Annotated in this window: 20 protein-coding genes; 3 read left to right on the top strand and 17 right to left on the bottom strand. The window is 72.6% G+C overall.

The features are described from left to right. Positions 1-10: 10 nt before the first annotated feature. Genes AB0C78_RS22130 through AB0C78_RS22140 form a run of 3 tightly spaced genes read left to right on the top strand, consistent with a single transcriptional unit; the run spans position 11 to position 5,698 of the window. Complete coding sequence (locus AB0C78_RS22130; RefSeq protein ID WP_360750737.1) at positions 11-949, top strand: hypothetical protein; 939 nt, start codon at positions 11-13, stop codon at positions 947-949. Continuing rightward, complete coding sequence (locus tag AB0C78_RS22135; RefSeq protein ID WP_360750739.1) at positions 942-5,156, top strand: serine protease; 4,215 nt, start codon at positions 942-944, stop codon at positions 5,154-5,156. Before AB0C78_RS22130 ends, AB0C78_RS22135 begins: the two co-directional genes overlap by 8 nt. Positions 5,157-5,200: 44 nt before the next feature. Continuing rightward, positions 5,201-5,698, top strand: a complete 498-nt coding sequence (locus AB0C78_RS22140; protein WP_360750741.1) for a hypothetical protein — start codon at positions 5,201-5,203, stop codon at positions 5,696-5,698. A 201-nt stretch (positions 5,699-5,899) separates the two neighbouring features. On the opposite strand, the gene AB0C78_RS22145 is transcribed toward AB0C78_RS22140, so the two are convergent. From AB0C78_RS22145 to AB0C78_RS22225, 17 genes are all read right to left on the bottom strand, one after another. After that, positions 5,900-7,837, bottom strand: coding sequence for an FAD-dependent oxidoreductase (locus AB0C78_RS22145; protein WP_360750743.1), 1,938 nt, complete (start codon positions 7,835-7,837; stop codon positions 5,900-5,902). Positions 7,838-7,888: 51 nt separating this feature from the next. Then, positions 7,889-9,451 carry a cytosine permease gene (locus tag AB0C78_RS22150; RefSeq protein ID WP_360750745.1) on the bottom strand — a complete coding sequence of 521 codons (1,563 nt, stop codon included), beginning with the start codon at positions 9,449-9,451 and terminating at the stop codon, positions 7,889-7,891. Between the two features lie 104 nt (positions 9,452-9,555). Then, positions 9,556-10,410 carry an SDR family oxidoreductase gene (locus AB0C78_RS22155; protein WP_360750747.1) on the bottom strand — a complete coding sequence of 285 codons (855 nt, stop codon included), beginning with the start codon at positions 10,408-10,410 and terminating at the stop codon, positions 9,556-9,558. Next, entirely contained in the window at positions 10,403-11,152 is a 750-nt protein-coding gene (locus tag AB0C78_RS22160; RefSeq protein WP_360750749.1) for an SDR family NAD(P)-dependent oxidoreductase, read from the bottom strand. Before AB0C78_RS22160 ends, AB0C78_RS22155 begins: the two co-directional genes overlap by 8 nt. Further along, complete coding sequence (locus tag AB0C78_RS22165) at positions 11,149-11,994, bottom strand: SDR family NAD(P)-dependent oxidoreductase (RefSeq protein WP_360750751.1); 846 nt, start codon at positions 11,992-11,994, stop codon at positions 11,149-11,151. Before AB0C78_RS22165 ends, AB0C78_RS22160 begins: the two co-directional genes overlap by 4 nt. 122 nt (positions 11,995-12,116) lie before the next feature. Continuing rightward, positions 12,117-12,950, bottom strand: a complete 834-nt coding sequence (locus tag AB0C78_RS22170) for a VOC family protein (RefSeq protein WP_360750753.1) — start codon at positions 12,948-12,950, stop codon at positions 12,117-12,119. Positions 12,951-13,115: 165 nt separating this feature from the next. After that, positions 13,116-13,853 (bottom strand): Asp/Glu racemase, encoded by a 738-nt coding sequence (locus AB0C78_RS22175; protein ID WP_360750755.1) that lies wholly within the window; start codon positions 13,851-13,853, stop codon positions 13,116-13,118. Further along, positions 13,850-14,671, bottom strand: coding sequence for a GntR family transcriptional regulator (locus AB0C78_RS22180; RefSeq protein WP_360750757.1), 822 nt, complete (start codon positions 14,669-14,671; stop codon positions 13,850-13,852). Before AB0C78_RS22180 ends, AB0C78_RS22175 begins: the two co-directional genes overlap by 4 nt. Further along, the gene (locus tag AB0C78_RS22185; RefSeq protein ID WP_360750759.1) at positions 14,668-15,006 is read right to left on the bottom strand and encodes a hypothetical protein; all 339 of its coding nucleotides are present in this window, start codon (positions 15,004-15,006) and stop codon (positions 14,668-14,670) included. The genes AB0C78_RS22180 and AB0C78_RS22185 overlap by 4 nt, the downstream gene beginning before the upstream one ends. Positions 15,007-15,032: 26 nt before the next feature. Continuing rightward, the gene (locus AB0C78_RS22190) at positions 15,033-15,875 is read right to left on the bottom strand and encodes a nitrilase-related carbon-nitrogen hydrolase (protein ID WP_360750761.1); all 843 of its coding nucleotides are present in this window, start codon (positions 15,873-15,875) and stop codon (positions 15,033-15,035) included. Beyond that, the gene (locus AB0C78_RS22195; protein WP_360750763.1) at positions 15,868-17,004 is read right to left on the bottom strand and encodes a hypothetical protein; all 1,137 of its coding nucleotides are present in this window, start codon (positions 17,002-17,004) and stop codon (positions 15,868-15,870) included. Before AB0C78_RS22195 ends, AB0C78_RS22190 begins: the two co-directional genes overlap by 8 nt. 1 nt (position 17,005) lies before the next feature. Continuing rightward, entirely contained in the window at positions 17,006-18,025 is a 1,020-nt protein-coding gene (locus AB0C78_RS22200; RefSeq protein WP_360750765.1) for a hypothetical protein, read from the bottom strand. Positions 18,026-18,039: 14 nt separating this feature from the next. Beyond that, positions 18,040-18,795 carry an SDR family oxidoreductase gene (locus AB0C78_RS22205; RefSeq protein WP_360750767.1) on the bottom strand — a complete coding sequence of 252 codons (756 nt, stop codon included), beginning with the start codon at positions 18,793-18,795 and terminating at the stop codon, positions 18,040-18,042. Positions 18,796-18,797: 2 nt separating this feature from the next. Then, entirely contained in the window at positions 18,798-18,986 is a 189-nt protein-coding gene (locus tag AB0C78_RS22210) for a ferredoxin (protein ID WP_151538546.1), read from the bottom strand. 1 nt (position 18,987) lies between these two features. Beyond that, on the bottom strand, positions 18,988-20,175 hold the full coding sequence (locus AB0C78_RS22215) for an NADH-ubiquinone oxidoreductase-F iron-sulfur binding region domain-containing protein (protein ID WP_360750769.1): 1,188 nt from the start codon (positions 20,173-20,175) through the stop codon (positions 18,988-18,990). Further along, the gene (locus AB0C78_RS22220; protein ID WP_360750771.1) at positions 20,169-20,789 is read right to left on the bottom strand and encodes an isochorismatase family protein; all 621 of its coding nucleotides are present in this window, start codon (positions 20,787-20,789) and stop codon (positions 20,169-20,171) included. The genes AB0C78_RS22215 and AB0C78_RS22220 overlap by 7 nt, the downstream gene beginning before the upstream one ends. Further along, entirely contained in the window at positions 20,786-22,144 is a 1,359-nt protein-coding gene (locus AB0C78_RS22225) for a Rieske 2Fe-2S domain-containing protein (RefSeq protein WP_360750773.1), read from the bottom strand. The genes AB0C78_RS22220 and AB0C78_RS22225 overlap by 4 nt, the downstream gene beginning before the upstream one ends. Position 22,145 lies beyond the last annotated feature (1 nt).

Raw genomic sequence — 22,145 nt, forward strand, 5'->3', positions numbered from 1 at the left:
GGGAGCCGAGGTGCGCGTGCGCGCGGCCGGGCCGATCCTGCCCCGAGCCTCGGGGATCTGTGCCGTCGGCGCGTTCTGCCTGTCGTTGTACGCGTTGAACGTCGAACCCGTCCACGAACTCGTCGGTTCGGCCACGGCGGTCGCGTTCCGCAACGATCCGAACGGCTCGTGGCAGGTCGCGATCGAGGTGCGGGGAAGCCGGTGGGGGCGGATGGACGGCCATCTCTACAGCCCCGACTTCCGCGAGGTCGCCGGCAGCGCGTCCGTGATCGCGGCACTGGTGGTCACGATCCTCCCGTACGCGGTGCTCCTGGGCAGCGGAATCGCCTGCCTGTTCCGGGCCCGGTCGCCGAGCAGGGTCGCGTTCCTCGCCGGTTCGGCGGCGCTGTGGGGCCCTGCCGCCTGTACGGTTCCGGGCCGCTGGACCGGCCTCTCGGTCTTCGACGCGCCGGCGGTGCTGTGGCTCGGCTCGGCCGCGCTGCTGGCGGCGGGGGCCGCGACTCTCCTGCCGTGGATCTGGTTGTGGCGGACGAACCCGCCGCCTCCCCCGGGGACGGGGCCGCGGCGCCGGGCCGCCGCGGCGCTCGTGATCGCCTTCGTGCTCTTCATCTGGCTTCTGCTTCGGCCCTCGACCGGCTTGGGTCCGCTGAGCGGAAGTCTCGCGTTCGTCTGCGTCGTCACCGTCCCGCTGCTGGCCGTTCTCATGCCCGCGTACCCGCCGGCGCGGCCGCTGCTGGCGGGCTGGCTGCTGCTTCCGGGGACGGCTCTGGTCGCCGACGGCACGAGCCTGCTGCTGATGCTCTTCGCCCGGCCAGGCGCCGGCGATCCGTTTCCGGACGGGACGTGGTCGCCGTGGCCTCCCCTGCTCGGGATCGGCGCCGGGCTGTCGACCGTGATCGCGTTGCTCCTCAGCGTCCGGCGCGAACGGGCGGCCGTGGCCCATGGCTGAGCTCGTCGAGCGGGCCCTGGTCCGGGTCTGGCGGGGGGACGAGCCCGTCGGGGTCGGGTTCCTGATCGACGCCGACCGTCTCATCACGTGCGCGCACGTCGCGGCGTACGCGCTGGGACGCGACCGGGCTCCGCTCGGCGCGCTGATCGAGGTCGACCTCCCGCTGATCGCCGGGGGCGGGCGGGTGCCCGCGACCGTCACGTTCGTGGCCGACGACGCCGACGTGGCCGGGCTGCGGATCGACGCGGACGATCTCCCTGACGGGGCCATGCCCCTGCAGATCGTCGCCGCCGAGGAGACGACGGGCCACCCGGTCCGCCTGTACGGCTGCCCCGCCGGACGGCCCCAGGGGGCGTGGGCCCAAGGCCTGATACGGGGCAACGGCGCCGGGGGCCGGTTCCAGATCGACGACGACCGGTCGACCGGGATCGGCATCGGCCGCGGTTTCAGCGGCGGTCCCGTCCTGGACGTCGAACTCGGCGCCGTCGTCGGGATGCTCGTCGAGAGCGAGAACAGGCCGGAGCGGCGCACCGGCTACGCGCTGTCCGGCCCGGCCCTGCATCGGGCATGGCCCGGCCTGGCCGAGGCGTCCGGGCCGGCCATCCCCTTCCGGGGTCTGGACCCGTTCGAGGAGAACCACCGGGAGCAGTTCTTCGGCCGGGAGCGGCTCACGGCCCAGCTGCTGGACGAGCTGAACCGGGGCGGTCTCCTCGTGGTCACCGGCCCCTCGGGGTGCGGCAAGTCCTCTCTCGTCCGGGCCGGGCTCGTGCCGGAACTGCGGGCGGCGGACGTCGCCGTCGCCAAATGCAGGCTCTCCGCCGGTGGGACGCCCTGGTCGGCGCTGGCCGCCGCACTGTGCGCCGAGCCGAGCTTGAAGGCGGCCAGGGCCGGCGTCGCGGCCGCATGGGCGAACGACCCGGACCTGCTCGCCGGGCGCCTGGCGGAGCATCCCGGCGACGTGTTCGGCCCGCTGGCCGAGCAGGGCGGACTCCGCCGGATCGTCATGGTGGTCGACCAGATCGACGAGGCCTTGGCGCGGTCGGAGCGGGAAACCGTCGCGCTGCTGGCGGTTCTCACCGAGCTGGTCGGCCCGGGACGGTCCGCCCCGTTCGCTCTCGTGGTGACCGTGGGCCCCGTATCACTGGGCACCCTGCTCGAAGACCGCCGCATCGGGCAGAGGTTCGGGGACGCGGCCATACCGATCCGTGCCCCCGACGACACCGAGCTGCGCGCCCTGATCGAACGACCGCTCGCTCCCGTCGGCATGCCCGTCTACCAGGACGGTCTCGTCGACGCCATCCTGGCCGACCTGGCCGGCGAGCCGAATCCCCTGCCGCTGCTCGAGTTCACGCTCACCCTGCTGTGGGAGCGCCGCGTCGCCGGAGTGCTGCGCCACGACGTCTACCGCGAGCTCCGGAGCGAGGACGGAGCGGTGGCCTCGTTCGCCGAGGAGATCTGGCGCGGCCGCGGCTCCTCCGAGGCCGACATGGAGCTGCTCTGCCAGCTGATCAGCCCGGTGCCCGGCGGCCGGTACGTCCGCAGGGTGGCGGAACTGGACGACCTCGGCGTCTACGCGCCGCTGGCCAGGTCCCTCGCCGCCACCCGCCTTCTGACGTTGTCGGGCGGTGACGGCCGTCCCACCACGGTGGAGCTCGCCCACCAGGCGCTCGTCCGAGCCTGGCCGAGGCTGCACCGGGAATTCCAGCGGCGCGAGAGGTTCCGCGAGTGGCAGGACGAGCTCGACGCGCGCTCTCGCCGCTGGCACCTGAACCGCGCACGCGACGATCTCCTGCGCGGCCGCGCCCTCGTCACCGCCTGGCGCGAACGCCGTGCCCACCTGGCCGAACTGAGCCCTCGCCAGCGCGTCCTCATCAACGCCAGCGCCCGTGCCTCCGCGCGCCGTTCCGTCCTGCGAGGCCTGGCCCTGGTGCTGGTCGTCGTGCTGGCGGTGTCCCTGGTGAACGCGCTCAACGGCGGTGTCGCCACCAGGAACGACCGCAACGCGGCCCTCGCCGCCCACGAGATCCTGAACTATGAGCGGACCGCGTCGATGCCGAACGGCCTGCTCTCCGCTCTGCAGGCGTACGGGCTCTACGACGACGAGTTCACCCGGGAACGCCTGCTCGAACGCTACCGGGGCCTGCGGTCCGTCGAATCGGTGCTCACTCTCACGCCCTTCGTCGAACCGATGGACGGAAGGTCCCGCGTCAACCGCAGCGGTACCCGGCTGGTGGAGACCTTCGACAGGTCCGCGAGAATCTGGGACCTCTCGGGAGCCGCCCCCGTCCGGACCTTCAGGATGCCGCCTGAGCGTCCGGCACGTGCCGGCCCGGTCCTGCTCCAGCCCTATTCGGTGGCCGCCAAGCCGGTCTGGCTCGGCGACGACCGGATCGCGTTCATCACCGATCCGACGGCGACGGCTCCGGGCAGGATCGTCATCACCGATGCGCGCACCGGCCGGCCCGAACGTGCTCTCCTGCTGGACACCGATGTCTTCGACCTGCTCGCCGATCCGTCCGGCCGATGGCTGGCGCTGCTGACCAACGAAGGCACGCTGCTCGCCGACCTCGACCGGCCCGGCACGGCTCCGCGCCGCCTGGCCAGGCCGCCGGTCGACGAGAACGGCTCCTACTTCCAGTCCGGGACGGCACTGCTCGGTGTGCTGCCCTCCGGCGACGCGGTTCTGAGCGTGGCAAGCGGATTCCCGACGGTCCTGAGCGCGTCCGGCACTCGCCCGTTCTCCCCGCCGGGGCCGCACGCCACCAGGGCGCCCACGCCGCGCGACCTGGACACCTTCGTCGACTGCGGCATCGAGGGCCGCGCCTACGACCTCAGGCTTCGAAGCCTGAGCGACAACGCGGTACTCGCCCGGCACGCCATGACCCCGCACATGAACGATTCGGCGGACTGCCCCCGCTCGAGTGTCTTCAGTTCCGACGGCGCGCTCGTGGCCTACCGCGACCTCGTCGACGAGAATCTCGTCCACGTGGGCGAGGCCGGCGCCGACGAAGGCTCCATGCGCACCGTCCAACTGCCGACCGACCACCGGCTGGCCGCGCTGATCGCCGAACCGAACGGCGACTACCGGCTGATCACCGTCCAGAACCACGCCGCCATGGTCGTCCGGGTCCCGGCACCGGACGCCCTGGACAGGACGATCCATCGGCTCCTCTTCGGCACGCTTCACCCCGCCGGGCTGAGCCTGACCGCCTGGCAGTTCGTGCGGTTCTCCCAGGACGGCTCCCACGTGCTGCTCATCGACCCGGACTCGCGGGCCGAGGTCTGGGACACCCGCACCCGCCATCGCACCGGCACGGTCCCCATCCCCGTCTCGGCCGACGACACCGGGCCGGGCGGATTCCGTCCTGCCCCGGACCGGTTCCCCAGGCTCGCCGAGCGGCTGGCGCTCTCCCCTGACGGCCGGATCCTGGCGAGCACCTCGTCGAAGACGCGGACCACGACCTTGTTCCGGCTCCCGAACCTGACCCCGGTCGGCACCATCGGCCAGGGCGGCGACAGCGTCACCTTCGCCGACGACAGCAGAATCGTGATCGGCGGCACTCTGTGGAGCATCCGTCCCCTGCGCCGGCTGACCCGGCGCCCCCTCCCGACACCCTTCACCAAGGACGTCCGGGTCCGCCCACGCCACCGGGACATGATCGTCCTGGGGCGGAACCAATCCGGCCGAGGGTTCCTGACACGCTTCTGGTGGGACGGCACTCCCGTCCCCGGCTCGGACGTCGAATTCGGCGCGAGCTTTCTCGACAGACCGCTGCTGGCCATCGATCCCTCGGAACGCTTCGCCGCCCTTGTCCCCATCGAAGCCACCCCCACCGAAGTCCAGGTCTGGGACCTCACCACCCGCACCCTGGTCGGCAGGCTGCCCTCACCCGCCGGCCTGGTTCCGGTCGCCCTCTCCTTCGCCGGCGACCCGCGCCACCTCGACGTCACCTACACCACCCAGAACCTCCGCTGGACGGCGTCCTCGGGCCTGGCCGTGCGCCGCTGGACCCGCGATCCATGGTTCGGGCTGCTGCGCCCGTTCGACCCGGCACCGCGCACCAGGATCCTCACCGGCGGCCACCCTGCCTCCGCGCCCTGGCGGATCTCCCCCGACGGCCGCCTCGAACCGACCGCTCCCGCCGCCTGGCTGCGCACCCTGTGCACCCTGGCGCACCGGCTCTCGTCCTCCCCCGCCTGCCCTTGACAGCCCGTGCCGACGGGATCCACACCAGAATGGAAGGGAACCCCATGGAGCTGGACGGCGCCACCCGACGGGAACTGATCCTGAAGGTGCTCGGATGGGGAACGCTCGTCTACTTCCTGATCATCGGATTCGCTCTGCAGGAGCACGCGCTCTTCGAGCTGAGGGCCGCACCCGGTGCGGCCCGGCTTCAGCAGGCCCAGCGCGCCCATGCCGGTGCGCTCGATTCCAGGGCGCGGTCCCTCGCCGCGACCGATCCCGTGACGTCCGCCGACCTCAGGGTTCAAGCCGCCAAGATCAGGTTCGAAGTCGACACCGCCGTCCACGACCAGTCCGACAGCCGCTTCCGCGCGATAGGCCTCGTCATCGGTACGACCGCCTTCGCTCTCCTCTATCCCGCTCTGATTTACCTCACCTATCGCCGCACTGATCCCACCGGCACCCTTGCGGCATCCGACCTCGTCCCCCTGAAAGCCGCTCTCGCCTATGGCGTCGTGATGAGCACCATCACCGCCATCGCCGGCTTCACCACGGCCTATCAATGAAGCCGTGACCCGCACCCTCAACCGAGGCTTCCCGCTGGGACACTGCCCCGGCTGTTGCAAGGCAGCGGGCACCGTGGCCGTCACCACGTGACAGCCGCAAGCGCAGACCCGCACATTGCAGTGGTTCCCGCCCGCCCGGGAGATGCGGGGTGCTCGTCCCGGGCGGGCGGTGCCTTGGTGTGTGCTGTCGTCCTGGGAGGGTCAGATCAGGCGGGCCGTCCAGAAGGCGGCGTGGATCGCGTCGAAGACGCGGCCCGGCCTGTCGGCGGAGCCGATGGTCCGTGCCGGGATTCCGGCCGCGTCCAGCTCGGCCTGCAACGTGCTCCTCGAAGGTTCCCGGCCCAGCGCGACGATCACGGCGTCGGCCTCTACCAGGCTCTCGATGCCGTCTGACCGGACCCGTACGCCCTTCTCCTCGATCGCGGTGGCCTCGTGGCCGAGTTTCACCGTGGCGCCGGCCTTGACGAGGAGCTTGGGCAGTTCCTCGGCGTCGTAGTGGACCTCGTCGCCGCGGATGAGCGAGTCGCCGCGCTCGAGGACGGTCACGCTGGTGCCTTCGATTTCGGCGACGCGCATCGCGGTCTCGACGCCCTGGAAGCCGCCGCCGATGACGGCGACCGATCGTCCTGCGAGGGTGTCCGCGTGCGCGGTGACGTCGGTCGGGCCGATGACCAGCGCCGTGCCGGAGACCGGGCCGGGGAACGGCCGCTGCGGGGCGCCGGTGGCGAGGACGACCTCGTCGAACCCGGCGGCGAGGGCGGCCGCGTCGGCCGCGGCCTTCCTGACCTCGATGCCGCGCCGTTCCACCTCGTGAACGAGGTGACGGCGCAGCTCGGCGATGTCGACCTTGAACGTCGAGCCGACGGCGTGATTGAGGTCGCCGCCGAGCTCCCGCGGCTCGAACAGCACGACGTGGTGGCCCCGGTCGTGCAGGATCGCGGCGGCCCGCAGCCCGGCCGGGCCGCCGCCCGCGACGGCGACGCGCTTGGCGGCGGGCGCCGTCCCGATCGGGAAGCGGCCCTCCTCCACGACGGTCGGGTTGACGGTGCAGCCGACGCTGCGCTTGGACTCCAGGCCCCGCACCAGGCAGCCGTCGTTGCAGCGGATGCACGGGACGATCTCCAGGTGCCGTCCCGTGCGGGCCTTCTCGGGCCACTGCGGGTCGGCGAGCAGGGCGCGTCCGACCGAGACGAGGTCGGCGCTGCCCGAGGCGATGATCTCGTCGGCCACCTCCGGGGAGACGAGCGAGCCCGAGGCGATGACCGGGATCGACACGGCGGGCTTGATCTTCTCCCAGCCCCAGCGGTGCAGCTGGCGCGGCATGAACCAGGAACTGGCCTCGTAGTGCTGCAGGGCGTGGTGGCCGCCGGAGGCGTGGACGACGTCGACGCCGTGCTCCTCCAGCAGCCGGCACAGCTCGACGGTCTCCTCGATCGTGATGCCGTCCGGCTCGTAGTCGGTGACCGAGAGCCGGACGCTCAGCGGGAACTCGCGCGGCACGCGGGCGCGGACGCTGTCGACGATCTCCAGCAGGATGCGGCGGCGGTTCTCCGCGCCGCCGCCGTACTCGTCGGTCCGCTTGTTGGTGTGCGGGGACAGGAAGTTGGTGATCAGGTAGCCGTGCCCGGCGTGGATCTCCACGAGGTCGAAGCGCGCCGCGTGGGCCCGCGCCGCCGCCTCGCCGAAGCTGCGCACCACTCCCGCGATCTCGTCGGTGGTCATGGGGGTGGGCCGGACGCCGAACGGCATCTCGGCGACGTCCCAGGAGGAGTCCGACGCCGACTTCATGGGTGCGGTGCCGAGGAAGCGCTGGCGGCCGCTGTGCACGAGCTGCAGGCCGGCGCGGGCGCCGCCGGCCCGGATCTCGTCGGCGAGCCAGCCGAGGCCCGCGACGTGGTCCTGGTTGGCGGCGCCGGGCTGCCCGTGGATGGACTTGGCCGCGTCGTCGTCGACGTAGGTGTACTCGACCATGACGATGCCGGCGCCGCCCTCGCCGAGCGTCCGGTAGTGGTCGATCGTGCGCTGGGTGACGGTGCCGTCGGGGTTGCAGGTGCCGGTCGTGTTGGGCGACTTGACGATGCGGTTGCGGATCTTCAGGGTGCCGATCGTCACGGGCTGGAAGAGGCTGTCGAAAGCCATCGGTGCTCGCTTTCCTGGGTGTGTCCGGTAAGTCGGCGGCGGTCCGGTGGGTCAGCGGCGGCCGGCGAGGGTGGCGGTGGCGCAGCCGTCGCAGACGGGGGCGTCGCCGGCCGCGGGCTCGCGGTCCATCTCCAGGACGATGTAGGACTTCGCGCAGCGGTGGCACTCGGCCCGCGTCGCCGCGGCGTCCTCGACCTCCAGGCGCGGATCCGGCGCGGCGGGGCGGACGAGCGGGCGCGCCTTGACCACGACCGCGTACAGGACGACGCTGAGCACCAGTGCGACGGCGGGCGCGCCCTCGGCGAGCAGCGCGGGCACGCCGGGGCCCTCGGCGCAGTAGATGCCGGTCCCGGCCGCGATCACCCAGGCCGCCAGCCCCCAGGTGGCGCGGGGCAGCCGCAGCGCACGGAACTCCGGCCCGCGAGCGCGGTCCTCCGGCATGAGCGCGTAGTGGGTGAGGGCGATGCCGACCCAGCTGACGAGGAACACGCCCTGCCAGGTGAGCGCCCTGTTCAGGTAGCTGAAGACATCGGTGAGCATCAGCAGGAAGACCACGGCCGTGGTGGCGAGGACGAGGGGGATGCGTCCGAGCCGCCGTCCGGTCAGGCCGGCGATGAGGCGTTCCCAGTTCGAGGACGCCTGGTAGTAGTTCAGGCTGTTGATCCTGGCCTGCGACACGACGATGAGGACGAGCCCGGCGGCACCGAGGGTCGCGAGGATCGCCTCGACGACCCCCGTCTCGGCCGCCGGCCGGTCGGGGATGGCGGCGCGGACGAGGAAGATGCCCGCCGCTCCGTTGGCCGCGAACAGCAGGACGTAGAAGACCCAGCCGAAGGTGACGTGCTTGTGGAAGCGGTCGTCCTCGGACCTGGCGAAGCGGGCGAAGTCCACCGTGGTGGACATCGTGAGGTAGATGCCCATGTAGAGGATGACGCTCAGCAGCCAGCCCGGCATGGGACGGCCCTCCGGCGGCACGATGCCCTGGAAGGAGAGCCAGCCGTCGCCGTCGAACCTGACGGCGGCGACGACCACGGCGATGACGATGCCCACGAGGTAGAGGGGCAGCAGGACGCCGTTGAGGCGGGCCATCCACGTCTGCACGCCGCCGAGCATCAGCGGCAGCATGACCAGGGCGACGATCGCGTACCAGACCCGGACGTCCCAGCCGGGGGTGTAGTGCTCGAACGCGACGGCCAGGGTGCTGCTCTCGAACACCGCGTAGTAGGTGGTGTTCGCCGCGACCAGGAGGGCGGTGAGCGAGGCGCCCACGACGCCGAACATCCGCCGCGACAGCAGTGTGCTGTTGAGGCCGCTGCGCCGGGCCCACCCGGCGAGCAGCATGTTGATCAGGCTGTAGGTGACCACCGAGACGCCGATGGCGGTCAGCGCGGCGGACGTCCCGTAGAGGCCGGCGGCCAGGGCGCCGTAGAACAGCCAGACCATGGCGCTCAGCAGCGACCAGAAGGACATGGCGAGCTGCCAGCGCCCGACTCGGGCGGTGGCCGGGACGACGTGGCTGGTGTAGTCGTCCGCGCGCTGCTCGGCGACGACGTCTGGGTCGTCGGTGGTGCTCGTCCGCAGCGGCGGGAGGGTGTTTTCCGGGGCCAGCGACATGGTCGCTCCAAGGGCGAGAGGGGGGTGGGTGGTTCTGGCTATTCGGTTGGGAAATGCACTTGTGCGGCCTTGGCCCCCGCCCAGCCGCCTTACGTCTTCGCTGGTCAGGCCCTCAGTGCGGCCGGGTCCAGGTCGGTGCCGCCGGCGGGGCGGCCGATGCCGCGGACGCCGAACCCGCTGTCGGTCCACAGGCATTCGCCCGTGGTCAGCGGGGCCGCGTCGGAGGCGAGGTACACGAAGGCTCCGGCGTGGTCGCCCGGTTCGGGGATGAATCCCTGCGGGATGACCTGCTCCGCGCCCGGGAGGACGGCGTCGATCGGGTCCTGGTCGAGGGCGGCCAGGCCCTGCATGCGGGTCCTGCCCACGCCGATGGCCACGCCGTTCACCCGGATCCGCGGCGCGAACTCCCAGGCGAGCTGGCGGACGATGCCGAGGTTCGCGTGCTTGGTCGAGACGTACAGGACGCCGTCGTCGACCGCGCGGTAGCTGGCGATGGAGCAGGAGAAGATCATGTTGCCGCCGGTCTCCAGCAGCGCGGCCAGCGCCGCGCGTGCGCCCAGCAGGTACCCCTTGACGTTGATCGCGTAGATCTCGTCGATCGCCGCCTCCAGCCGGTCCAGCGGGATGCCGGCCAGCGGGAGGTTGCCCGCCCCGACGCCCGCGTTGCCGACGAACACGTCGAGCCGGCCGAAGGCGTCCACCGCCTCCCGGACGGCCCGCTGGTTGTCGGCCAGGCTCTCCGCCAGGCCGACCGTGGCGTGCACGTCGGCTCCGAACTCCGCCGCGACCGCCGCGGCGCCGTCGGCGTCGCGGTCCAGGACCGCGACCTTGGCTCCCGCCTCGACGTAGGCCTCCACCACCGCGCGCCCGATCCCGGCGGCACCGCCGGTGACCAGTGCGACCTTCCCTGCGAGCGCTCCCCCGCCGCCGTGGCGGCCGGGTACGTGACGTTCAGGCATGTACTGCTCCTCCGTTGACATCGATGACGGCTCCGGTCAGGAACCCGCCGCCCTCCCCCACCAGGGCCGGGACGAGTGAGGCGATCTCCTCGGGGGCGCCGAGCCGGCCGACGGGGATGTTCGCGGCCAGGTCTTTTTCCGCCACTCCGGAGGCGGCGAAGTAGTCGAGCAGATGCTCGGTGCGGACCGTTCCGGGGTTCAGCACGTTCGCGGTCACCCCGGTCCCCGCGACCTCGACGGCGAGCTGGCGGGTGAAGCCGACCAGGCCGGCCTTGGCCGCCACGTAGCCGATCGCGTTGCCCGCCTGCGGGGCGGCCGCGACGACGCTGCCGATGTTGAGGATGCGTCCCCAGCCGCGCCGCACCATCCCGTCCAGGACCGCCTGGCACATCAGGAACGGCACGGTGAGGTTCAGCTCGATCTGCCGGTCCCAGTCCTCGCGGGACGCGTCCGCGGTGGTCACGGCCTCGACGAAGCCGCCCGCGTTGTTGACGAGGATGTCGACGCGGCCCGCCGCCTCAATGAGCGCGTCGCGGCCGGCCGGGGTCGTCAGGTCGCCCGCGCAGGCGGTGGCGGTGCCCTGCGCGCTCAGCCGCGCGGCCTGCGCCGCGAGGCGCTCGCGGTCCCGGCCGCCGAGAACGACCGCGGCGCCCTCCGCGACGAGCGCCGCGGCGATCGCGGCGCCGATGCCGCGGCCGGCGCCGGTGACGACCGCGACCCGGCCGTGCAGCCGCCCGGTCACCCGGCGGTCCGCACGCGCCCGCCGGGGCGCGCGATGCCCCGGATTCCGAGGCCGCTGTCCGCGGTCACCATCGTGCCGGTCATCACGGCCGAGTCGGAGCGCGACGCCAGCAGGGTGAAGATGCCGCTGTAGGCGTCGATGCCCGGGATCTCCTGCAGCGGGAGCGCTTCCCTGGTCCCGTCGAGGACGGAGTCGGTCGCCGTCTGCCCGAGCGTGGACGTCCCTTTCAGGCGGGTGGGCGCGACGCCGGGCGCGACGCCGTTGACCCGCACGTCCGGAGCGAGCTCGTACGCGAGCTGCCGGACGAGGCCCTCGACGGCGTGCTTGGACGCCGTGTAGAGGACGCCGCCGCCCGCGGCGTTGGATCCGGCGAACGATCCGGTGAGGATGACCGAACCACGCGTCTCCACCAGCGCGTCCAGCGCGGCCCGGACGCCGAGGATGGGCGCCAGGACGTTCACCCCGAACAGCTCCTCGAAACCGGCCGCGAGCCGGTCGCCCGGGATGTCCTCCAGCGGGCGCGCGGCGTCGGTGATCCCGGCGTTGCCGACGAAGACGTCGAGCCGTCCCCAGGTGTCCAGCGCGGTCTGGACGGCCTGGACGTTGCCCTCCCAGGACCGGACGTCGGCGACGACCGGGACGACGCGGTCCCCCAGCTCGGCCTTGAGTTCGGTGACCTTCTCCGACACGTCCAGGGCGACGACGCGCGCCCCTTCGGCGGCGTACCGGGTGACGACGGCCCGGCCGATCCCGGAACCGGCCCCGGTGAAGACCACGACCTGCCCTTCCAGCGATCCCATCAGCAGCTCCTCTCCCATGTCCACGAGTGACCGTATCTGCATGCATGCAGAAGTAAATTCAAATTTGCATGCACATTACGGCGCCAAAAGCTCTTCGGTTCCGGCGAGCTGATGCGGCCGGGCCGGAACGGCGCTTCCACACTCATGTGCGATCTCCGATCGGGTCAGCGGGGCAGCATGCGGCGGGCGGCCCGCCGGACGCGGCGCTCCTCGTCCGGCAGGGTGAAGAGGGTGAGCTGCTCGTCGCCGGCGAGGCTCACGCGCAGGCAGCGCTGCTCCCACGGGGTGTCGACGGGCTCGTCCCGGACGGCGGCGCCCGCCGCGGCGAGCCGGGACGCGAGGGCGCGCAGCTCCGCCTCGTCGCCGACCTCGACGCGCAGGGCGTGGTCCCGGCCGTGCCGGGCTCCCGTCTCGGCGTCGTCGACGAAGTCCCATTGGGCCTCGTCGAACAGCTCGATCGCGGCGGGCGCGACGGCGAACAGGACGCCGCGCTGCCCGCCCGGGTGCGTCCACTCGTCCACGACGGGGAGGCCGAGGCCGTCCCGGTAGGTCCGGACGGCCGCGTCGAGGTCGCGGACGCGCAGGCAGATCCGCAGCTCGTCGAACGCGCGGCGGCTTCCGCCCGGATGCGCCGCCGGGCGGCTGACCAGCACGTAGACGTGCCCGTCGGGGGCGCGGAAATGCGACCACTCGGTTCCCCAGGAGGTCTCGACGCCCACGTGCACGTCGCCGATGAACGCGATGCCGTGGGACTCCAGTTCCTCGCGGGCGGCCCGGACGTCGTCCACGAGCAGCCCCGCGACCGGGTGGTCGAAGAAGGAGTGCTCGGTGTCGGACGGTTTGAAGACCTCGAAGGCGCCGCCGTCGGGCAGGTCGAACACGACCGCGTCCGGCTGGTCGAGGCCGACGGGGAGGCCGACGACGTCGGCGAGGAAGTGGCGCATGGATTCGAACTGCGGGGTCCGGGACCCGACCCATGCCATTCCGTGTACGCGCAAGGTTCCTCCGGCTCAGGCGTTGGCGGCGGGGACGGGAGCGTCCCCGGCCGGTTCGGATCGGACGGCCTTCGTGAAAGCGGTGTCGTTCTCGAGCCCGCTCGAAGGGGGTTATCGACATGTGCATGCAGAATCGGACTCATAAGTGCATGCACATGAGAGGAAAGATCAGCTCCGGTCGGCGAGCAGCCAGCCGGCCCCGGGAACGACCGGGTTGAGGCCGAGCTCGCGCAGCGTCCGCCACACGGTGGCGACCGACGCGGTCACCACCGGGATGTCGAACGCGTCCTGGATCCGCTGCACGACCGGCAGCGAGGGCATCTGCACGCACGCGCTCAGCACGAGCGCGTCGGCGCCGGAGGTGTCGACCTTCGCGGCGATGTCGACGAGGTTCGCCGGATCGAGCCGCCCGACCGCGAGGTTGTCGGACACCTCCAGGCTGACGGCGTCCTGCACCTCGACGCCCTCCGCCTCGATGTACTCGCAGACCGTCCCGGTCAGCGGCTTCATGTAGGGGGTGATGACGGAGACCTTCTTCGCGCCGAGGTGCTGGAGCCCCTCGACCAGCGCGCCCGCCGAGGTCAGCACCGGCGCCTTCCCCGCGACCGCCGACAGCCGCTCCTGGCTGACCCGGTGGTAGCCCGGCGAGTGCGCCATGATCGCGACGAGGCAGGCGTAGGCCATCACGTCCACGTCGGCGTCGGCGAGCTGCTCGGCGCAGACGAGGGACTGGTCGTCCATCGCGCGGAGCTGCTCGGGGTCGACGTGCTGCATCCGCATCCGCGCGGAGTGGAACGTGAACCGCTCCGGCGCGATCTCCTCGCGGGCCCGCAGCATCGCGGGGATCTCGGTCTCCATGGTGGTGTTCGAGCTGGGCACGATCATGCCGAAGCGGATCGCGGTCATGCGTTGTTCCTCTCCTCGCGGACGTGCCGCAGGTTGGACGTGGACAGGTTCAGCTCGGCGCGCAGCCCGGACCGCAGCCAGCCCAGCGTGCCCGGACGCTGGATCCGGCCGTCCGGCGTGGTGCCGAGCTCGATGCCGAGCCCGCGCGCCGCGAGCGGCAGGGGGCCGAAGACATGGTCGGGGTCCTGGTCGAGGACGAGCCCGAGCGCGGCGTCGATCAGGTGGAACTCCAGGATCTGCCGGGCGGACGGGGCGTCGCGGTCGCGCATCGCCTCCAGCAGCAGCCGGTCCAGCCGGGTGAAGTCCTCCGGCGCCTCGGGGTGGGACAGGTAGAGCCGCTGGTGCCGGTAGATCTTCAGGTGCAGCGACTCGGTCAGCTCCGCCCACGCCTTCGGGTAGCGGCCGAGCGCGGTGCGGTGGAAGCGGAGGTGCGCCTCCTGGAAGTCGCGGATGCGGCGCCCGTCGCCCTCCATCCGCTCCAGGTCGGCGTCCATCCGCGCCAGGTCGCCGGCGGTCAGCTCGGCCACGATCCCGGCGATCGTCGGCGGCTCCACCAGCAGCCGCAGGCCGTAGTACTGCTCGACGTGCGCGGCGCTGGTCGGCGCGACCTCCATGCCGCGGTTGGCCTCCGCGACCACGAGGCCGTCGGCCTCCAGCCGGTGCAGCGCCTCGCGCAGCGGCGTCCGCGACACCTCCAGCTCGGTGGCCAGCCCGCCCTGGGACAGCCGGAGGCCGGGGGCGTAGACGCCGTCGATGATCCGTTCCCGGAGCGTCTGGTAGATCGCGTCGACCGTGTTGCCGGGCCTGGTCTCGGTCATCGGCGCCCGTCCCCCTCGGTGTCCGACGCGCCGGTGTCCGACGCGCCTGTGTCCGGCTTGCCGGTGTCCGGGACGTGCCCGGCGCCCGCGGCGTCCTCGGAGCCGAGGGCGACCGCGAACAGCTGGGTGAACCGCTCCGGGTCCTGCCGCGCGATGATCTCCAGCTGCATGGCGTCCAGCAGGATGCGGTGGCCGTGCTTGGGCACGAGGACCTCCAGCCGCTCGCCCTGCCGCGTCCACACCTTGCGGATCCGGACGCCGGTGAACTCGTTGCCGATGCCGATGGGCTCGCCCGCGCGGACGACCCCCTCGGGCAGATCCGGTTCCGCGGTCATGTCCCGTCCCCCTCAGTCGCCGTAACTCAGTCGATCTTGATGGTGTCCGCGGGGACACCGTAGGCGTCCGGACGCACTCCGCGCAGCACCGGAAGCGTTTCCCGGCGGCGGGCCGCCTCGCCGAGATCGAGTTCGAGGACGCGGCTCGCGGCGGGCGCGGTGCCGAGGTCGGCCAGCACCTCCCCCCACGGCCCCGCGGCGAGGGCGTGGCCGTAGGTCGGGAACGCGTCGTCGTCGGCGCCCCGGACGGTCGCCGACGCCACCACGAAGGCGGAGTTCTCCACCGCGCGGGCCCGCAGCAGCAGCTCCCAGTGCGCCTCCCCCGTCCGCTGCGTGAACGCCGACGGGACGAGCAGCACCTCGGCGCCCGCCAGCGCCAGCGCCCGGTACAGCTCGGGGAAGCGCACGTCGTAGCAGATCGTCAGGCCGACGGTGGCGCCCGCGACCCGCAGCAGGACGGGGCGGTCGCCGGCCGTCTCGACGCCGGACGCCTCGAACGAGCGGCCGTCGATCCGCGCGTCGAACAGGTGGATCTTGTCGTAGCCGCCGGCGATCTCGCCGTCCGGGCCGATGACGAGCGCGGTGTTGCGGATGCCGCCGTCCACACGCCGTTTGAAGCCGCCGAGGACGACCGTCGACGCCGCCGTCTTCGCGGCCCGCCGCAGCGCCCCGATCTCCGGGGCGTCGACGGCCAGCGCCGCGTCCCGCATCTCGGTGTTGGTGCCGAGCATCAGCCCGTTCTCCGGGAGCAGGACGAGGTCGGCGCCCGCGCACTCGCCGATCATCGCGCACGCCGTGTCGACGTTGGCGGCGACGTCGCGGGTCGCGTGCCACTGGGTGAGGCCGACGGTCAGCGTCCGGTCAGGCATGCGCGTGCTCCTGCCCGGACGCGCGCCCGGCTCGCTCGGGGAGGGGCAGGTCGACGACCGTCCAGCCGCCGCCGGACGCCTCCATCGGCTCGTAGGCGAGCACCTCGGCGGGCACGCCCGGACCGACCAGCCCGAGCATGATGAGCCAGTTGAGGAACTCGTACTGGCCGTGGTCGAGCAGCGGGTAGGGCTCCAGGTTGCCGAGGTCGTTGCCGCGCCCGGCCTGGAGCATCTCCAGGATGTAGGTGTCGAACTCGACGTCCACGCCGCCGAACTTTCCCGGGTCGAGCCAGTGCGAGAGCCCGCCGGTCGCGAGCATCGCCACGCGCTCGCCCCGCGTCTCCAGGACCGTGCGCAGCACCTCGCCGAACGCCCGCGCGCCGAACGGCGAGAACGTCCGCGCCGGCTGCGTGATGATCGGGATGACCGGCAGGTCGGGGCGGGGCAGCACCTGCCGCAGCGGGACGATCAGCCCGTGGTCCAGGTCGATGCGGTCCGCCTCCTCGACCTCCATGCCCTCGGCGCGGACCGCGTCCACGATGGAGCGCGCGAAGCCGGGCGCGCCGGTCAGTGCGAGGTCCAGGTCGGGGCGCTTGAAGAACTCCATCGACCCGGTGTGGGACGCGCCGGTGCCGACGACGAACGCGCCCGTCCGGAAGCTCTGGAAATGGCAGTCGGCCGTGACGATCAGCACGTCGGGGTCGGCCGCGGCGATCCGCTCGCCGAGCCGCCGGTACCCCTCGGTGAGCCGGGCGACGCCGTCCGCCGGGTCGATCTCGGGGCGGGCCAGCAGGTCGGGGACGTGCGAGCAGCCGCCCGCGAACACCAGGGTCGCCGGGACGTCCGGGTCGGGCAGCGGCGCGGAGTGCTCCACGTGGAAGCGGCTCGCGCTGGTCGAGTCGCCGAGGTCGTCGGCGAACCACCGGCTGACCAGGATCGTGATGCCGTCCACGACCCCGGCCGAGCGGAGCCGGTCGCGCCGCCCGTCGGCGATGACCCCGGCCCACTCGGCGTCGAGCCCGAGCTCGGCGCCGACGCCGGGCGGGTCGGCGCGGAACCGGGCGAGCAGCGCGGTGTCGCGGCCGAGCGCCAGGATCGCCTGCTCGAGGACCTTCGCGTTCACCGCCATCTCATGCCTCCTCGCCCGTCAGCACCCCGTCGCGGACGACCGCGTGCCCGTCGATCTCGACGGTGCAGCCGCGCATCGGGATGTCCAGGTGCGCCGGGGTCTCGCGGCCCGCGAACCGGTTCGGGCCCGTCGACCACATGAAGTTCCCGGAGGTCGAGCGCAGCTCCTGCCCGTACAGCGAGCGCGGCTCGTACACCTCGAACGCCGACCAGCGGGCGATCGGGTGCACGCCCCAGCCCATGTGCGAGACGGCGTACACGTTCTCGTCGTCCCACGCGTCGAAGTAGTCGCGCAGGACGAACGCGTCGTTCCCGGCGCCCTTCACCTCGGTGATGAAGCCCTTCTCGATCGTCATCGTCACCGTGTCGCGGACCGCGCGCTGCCACGGGATCAGCACGTCGCCGGGCTGCAGGACGATCGTCCCCTCGGCGGTGCGGTCGTGCGGGAAGCACGCGACGAACCCGCTCGGCCAGTGGTCCCAGCGGCCCGGCTCGTCGACGTAGCCCCACTGGTGGGTGATCGGCAGGTCCTCGCCGGAGATGTCGGCGGTCAGGTCGGTGCCGGCGGCGGACGTCACCCGCAGCGTGCTCCCGGCCTTCAGCCGCCGGCCGCCCGCCTCGACGACCGCCCGCAGCTTCTCGTCGCCCATCAGGCGCTCCAGCACGTTGGCGGGCTCGGCGACGAACAGCATCCGCTTGCCGTTCCCGGTGATCCGGGTCCGGACGTCGGAGTGGATCAGGCCCTCCACCGTCACGTCGATGACGAGGTCGCACTCGGCGGCGGCCGCCAGCAGCGCCGCGACCTCCCGGCCGTCCGCCTCGTAGGGCGGCAGCAGCGGGTTGGACAGGCTCGACGCGGTCAGCACCAGCGCGCCCGCGCCGACGTCGCGCGCGGCGGCGACGGCCGCCTCCGCGTAGTCGGTCTTCTTGCCGAGCTCGGAGATCACCGCGACCGTCTCCGATGGCTTGAGCGCGCACAGCCGGTACTGGTCGACGAACAGTTCCCGCAGGGTCTTCGGCATGTCGTAGTCCTTTCTCAGAGGGTGGAGCGCAGCGCGCCGCCGTCGACCGCGAACGCCTCGCCGGTGACGAACCCGGCGGCGGGGGACAGCAGGTAGGCGGCGGCGCGGGCGATCTCGGCGGGCTCGGCCCAGCGGCCGAGCGGGATCGCGGACACGACCTTCGCGTGCTCCTCGTCCTCGGTCGTCCCGTTCGCCCTGGCCTTCGCGGCGGCGATGTTCCGCATCCGGTCGGTGCCGGTCGCCCCCGGCATCAGCTGGTTGACGCGGACGCCGTGCGGCGCCAGTTCCAGCGACATCTGCTTGGCCAGCGCCGACAGCAGCGACCGCATGGACGCCGACAGCACGCCTCCCGGCGCCGGCTGCTTCACCCAGGTCGAGGTGATGAACAGGATCGAGCCGCCGCCCTGCTCGGCCATCTGCCGGGCACCGGCGGACGCCAGCTGCACGGCGGGCCGGACGAGCTGGTCGTAGGCCAGCGTCCAGTCCTCCTGGACGGTCTCCAGGAACGGCATGATCTTCGGACCGGGGGTGTTGATGACGAGCGCGTCGAGCCGGCCGTGCGCGGCGACGACGTCGGGGACGAGCCGCTCCACGGCCGCCGGGTCCGACTGGTCCACCGGGTAGGGGGTGCGGCCCGGGGCGGCCTCCGGCTTGCGGGCGCTGACGGCGACGTCCGCGCCCTCGGCGGCGAGCAGGCCGGCGATGGCCGCGCCGATGCCGCGGCTCGCGGCGGTGACGAGCGCGACCTTGCCGCCCAGTTCGAGGTCCACGCTCAGTCCTCGATCGTGATGGCGGACTCGGGGCACTGCGCGGCGGCGCGGCGCGCGGCGTCCGGGTCGGCGGGGACGCCGTCGCCGATCACCGACGCGTAGCCCCAGTCGTCGAGCTGGAACAGGTCGGGGGCGATCTCCGCGCACGTGCCGTAGCCGCTGCACTTGGTCGCGTCGACGAACACCTTCATGTCAGGTCTCCTCTCGTCCGAGGTCTCGTTCGAAGCTGGTGGGGAACTCGGCGCGGACGGTCCGCGCCCATCCGGCGGCGCCGTCGAGGAACGCGCAGGCACCGCGTCCGGGGAGCGTCTCGCCCCAGCGCTGGAGGTTGCCGCGGTCCTTGTCGGTCGCCGTGCCGTCCTTCAGCGCCGCGAACACGTCGCGGATCGCGGCGGTGCCCTTGGCGCAGACGCCGCACTGCCGCGCCGACTCGCGGGCGTACCAGGCGGTGATGTCGGCGGCGACGGCGAGCGGGTCCGTCCCGGCGGGCAGCGCGGTGATCGCACCGCAGCCGAGCCCGGAGCCGGCCGCGCGCACCGCCTCGTAGGTGCAGGTCGTCCCGGTGTGGGACGGGCCGAGCAGCCCGCCGAACCAGCCGCCCATCACGAACCCGGCGGGTTCGCTGGTGAAGCCGCCCGCGTGGGCGAACAGCTCCGCGACGGTCAGGCCGAACGGCACCTCGTACACGCCGGGCGCCGCGCATGCGCCGGTCAGCGTGACAAGCGTGGTGCCGGGCGAGTCTTCGGTGCCGTTCTCGCGGTACGCGGCGGCGCCGTTCCGGGAGATCCACGCGGCGTGCGCGAGCGTCTCGACATTCGACACGAGCGTCGGGCGGCCGTCCACGCCGGAGTCGCACACGCGCGGCGGTCGGGCCAGCGGCAGCGCCGGGCCGCCGCCGATCGACCGGCACACGGCCGTCTCCTCCCCCGCCACGTAAGTCGGCTCGACGACGTGGACCTCCGGGACGGGCCCGTCGAGCGGGGGCATCTCCGCGATGGCGGCGCGCACCGCCGTGACCGTCTCCGCGTGGGAGAGGTAGACGACGGCGCGGTCCGCGCCGACCGTGCGGGCGGCGAGCAGCAGGCCGTCCAGCACCAGGTGCGGACGGTTCGTCAGCAGCCACCGGTCCTTGCGCGAGCTGGGCTCGCCCTCCTCGCCGTTCGCCACGACCACGCGCGGGCCGGGCGCGTCGGCGACCGCACGCCACTTGACGTGCGCGGGGAACCCGGCGCCGCCCCTTCCCCGCAGCCCGGCGGCCGCCAGCTCTGCGATCACGTCGCCGCACGCGGGAGGGTCGTACGTGCCGCGCCCGCGCTCGGCGGCGAGATCCAGGGGCCCCGGTGTGAGCAGCCGGGGGCCGGTCAGCGTCGTCGTCACCACCGTGCCAGCACCTCCTCCATCCCCACGACGTCGCCGTACTTGGCGTCGATGTCCAGCAGGTTCGCCTCGTGCGGGCCGGGCTCGCGGTCGCCGACGCACTCGCGCGGGACGAACACCGCGAGGTCCAGCGCGCAGGCGTCCACGGCGGTCGCTCGGACACAGCCGGACGTGGTCGCGCCGCACACGACGAGCGTGTCCACCCGCTCGGCCGCGAGCCGCGCGGCGAGGTCGGTGCCCGCGAACGCGGAGGCCGCCTTCTTGACGATCACCGGTTCGCGGACGGGCAGCCGCCCGTCCACCTCCACCCACCGCGACCCCAGGGTCAGGGCGCGGAGCGCGGGCATCTTGCGGAGCCACACGAGGCCGTCCAGGTCGTCCGGGGTGTAGGCGATCGTCGTGAGGAAGATCGGGACGCCCGCCGACTTCGCGCGCTCCAACAGCGTGCCGGTGCGCGCCACCACCGCGTCCAGGTCCGAGCCGGGCGGGCATTCGGGATCGGTGAACCCCTCGATGAGGTCCACCACGACCACCGCCGGACGATCGCCCCAGGCCAGCCGGCCGGCAAGGCCGCCGCGCCCGTACCGCTCCCGCGTCGCCGCGATCCAGTCGCTCATTCGAACGTCAGTTTCGGCCAGCTGCCGGGCTCGGCGCGCATCATGTCGGCGTAGAACCGGTACAGGTTGCGCTGGACGCCCTCCTCGTACCGCGTCCAGTACGCGATGCCGGGCCCCGGCCAGTCGGGGACCTCCTTCGCGATCCCGACGCCGGGCATCCCCATCTGGTAGTTCAGCTTGAAGTCGAGCAGGTCCGCCGCCACGGACCGGCCGGTGCGGCTGACCGTGATCCACGGCTCGGTGTCGTCCATCTCGAAGGCGCCGCCCATCGAGAACGTGCCGAGGCCCGCGCGGTACGCCCGGTCCTTCTGCTCGGGCGTCATGTTCTTGTACACGCAGAACCAGTTCCAGATCTCGACCTGGCCGACGCCGTGCGGCTGCCACGTCCGGATCGTCATCACGCCCGTCGGCGGATGGTGCGCGCCGTCCTCGGTCATCGGCAGCGCGAGGATCGAGAAGTTCGGGAAGACGTTCGCGACCATCACCCGCGAGCGGCGCGCGATGTCGAGCTGGTGCTCGCTGATCCGGGACGTGTCGAACGTCGCGGCGACGTCCTCGGGGAAGCCGAAGAACTTCGGGCCGGGCTCGTCCTCGGTCGGCGCCATCGAGAACGACAGCGAATGGCCCGGCGAGGCCTGGATGTGGTACCCCATCATGTTCTCCCGGAACGGGACGGGGAACGCGCCGATCTCCCACACCGACCGGTGCAGCGTGCCGAGGTGGTAGTCGTCGCCCGAGAAGTTGTCGCTGCCCGACTTCCAGTTCGCGTCGATCACGAACCGCTGCGGCGCGCCGATGATCTCGATGCCGTGCTCGTTCAGGCCGAACAGCAGGTCGAGGTACCAGGCCATGCCGCCGAGGTACTCCTCCAGCTCCGGCGCCGTCGGGTCGAGCGTCGCGAAGACCAGCCCGTGGTAGGAGCGGACGCGGGCGACCTTCGACAGCCCGTTGCCCTCCTTCGGCATCCCGCCGAACGCGTTCCGCCAGAGCGGGGCGCCGACCAGGTCGCCCTTCGTGTTGTACGTCCAGCCGTGGTACGGGCAGCGGAAGTGGGAGGTGTTGCCCGAGTCCGACCGGCACACCTGCACGCCGCGGTGCCGGCAGGCGTCGAACAGCACCTGGATCTCGCCCTGCTCGTCCCGGACGACGATGAAGTTGTCCTCGCCGATCTTGCGCAGGACGTAGTCGCCCTTCGCCTCGATCTCCGACTCGTGCGCCAGGTAGACCCAGCACCGGCCGAAGATCGACCGCAGCTCGCGGTCGTAGATCTCCTGGTCGCCGAAGATGCCGACCGGGACCTCGCCTCGCGCGACGCCCTCGGCGAGGTCGTCGAGGAGCTGCTCGCTCCGTGCCATC

This window comes from Actinomadura sp. NPDC048394 (genome assembly GCF_040651755.1).
In the GTDB taxonomy this organism is placed as follows: Bacteria; Actinomycetota; Actinomycetes; order Streptosporangiales; family Streptosporangiaceae; genus Spirillospora; species Spirillospora montaniterrae.

Coding starts and splice junctions, on each gene's coding strand:
- AB0C78_RS22155 (WP_360750747.1), bottom strand. CDS start 10,410: ATGCCTGAACGTCACGTACCCGGCCGCCACGGCGGCGGGGGAGCGCTC.
- AB0C78_RS22180 (WP_360750757.1), bottom strand. CDS start 14,671: ATGACCGAGACCAGGCCCGGCAACACGGTCGACGCGATCTACCAGACG.
- AB0C78_RS22225 (WP_360750773.1), bottom strand. CDS start 22,144: ATGGCACGGAGCGAGCAGCTCCTCGACGACCTCGCCGAGGGCGTCGCG.
- AB0C78_RS22135 (WP_360750739.1), top strand. CDS start 942: ATGGCTGAGCTCGTCGAGCGGGCCCTGGTCCGGGTCTGGCGGGGGGAC.
- AB0C78_RS22140 (WP_360750741.1), top strand. CDS start 5,201: ATGGAGCTGGACGGCGCCACCCGACGGGAACTGATCCTGAAGGTGCTC.
- AB0C78_RS22145 (WP_360750743.1), bottom strand. CDS start 7,837: ATGGCTTTCGACAGCCTCTTCCAGCCCGTGACGATCGGCACCCTGAAG.
- AB0C78_RS22150 (WP_360750745.1), bottom strand. CDS start 9,451: ATGTCGCTGGCCCCGGAAAACACCCTCCCGCCGCTGCGGACGAGCACC.
- AB0C78_RS22185 (WP_360750759.1), bottom strand. CDS start 15,006: ATGACCGCGGAACCGGATCTGCCCGAGGGGGTCGTCCGCGCGGGCGAG.
- AB0C78_RS22210 (WP_151538546.1), bottom strand. CDS start 18,986: ATGAAGGTGTTCGTCGACGCGACCAAGTGCAGCGGCTACGGCACGTGC.
- AB0C78_RS22200 (WP_360750765.1), bottom strand. CDS start 18,025: ATGCCGAAGACCCTGCGGGAACTGTTCGTCGACCAGTACCGGCTGTGC.
- AB0C78_RS22220 (WP_360750771.1), bottom strand. CDS start 20,789: ATGAGCGACTGGATCGCGGCGACGCGGGAGCGGTACGGGCGCGGCGGC.
- AB0C78_RS22190 (WP_360750761.1), bottom strand. CDS start 15,875: ATGCCTGACCGGACGCTGACCGTCGGCCTCACCCAGTGGCACGCGACC.
- AB0C78_RS22195 (WP_360750763.1), bottom strand. CDS start 17,004: ATGGCGGTGAACGCGAAGGTCCTCGAGCAGGCGATCCTGGCGCTCGGC.
- AB0C78_RS22175 (WP_360750755.1), bottom strand. CDS start 13,853: ATGACCGCGATCCGCTTCGGCATGATCGTGCCCAGCTCGAACACCACC.
- AB0C78_RS22165 (WP_360750751.1), bottom strand. CDS start 11,994: ATGCAGATACGGTCACTCGTGGACATGGGAGAGGAGCTGCTGATGGGA.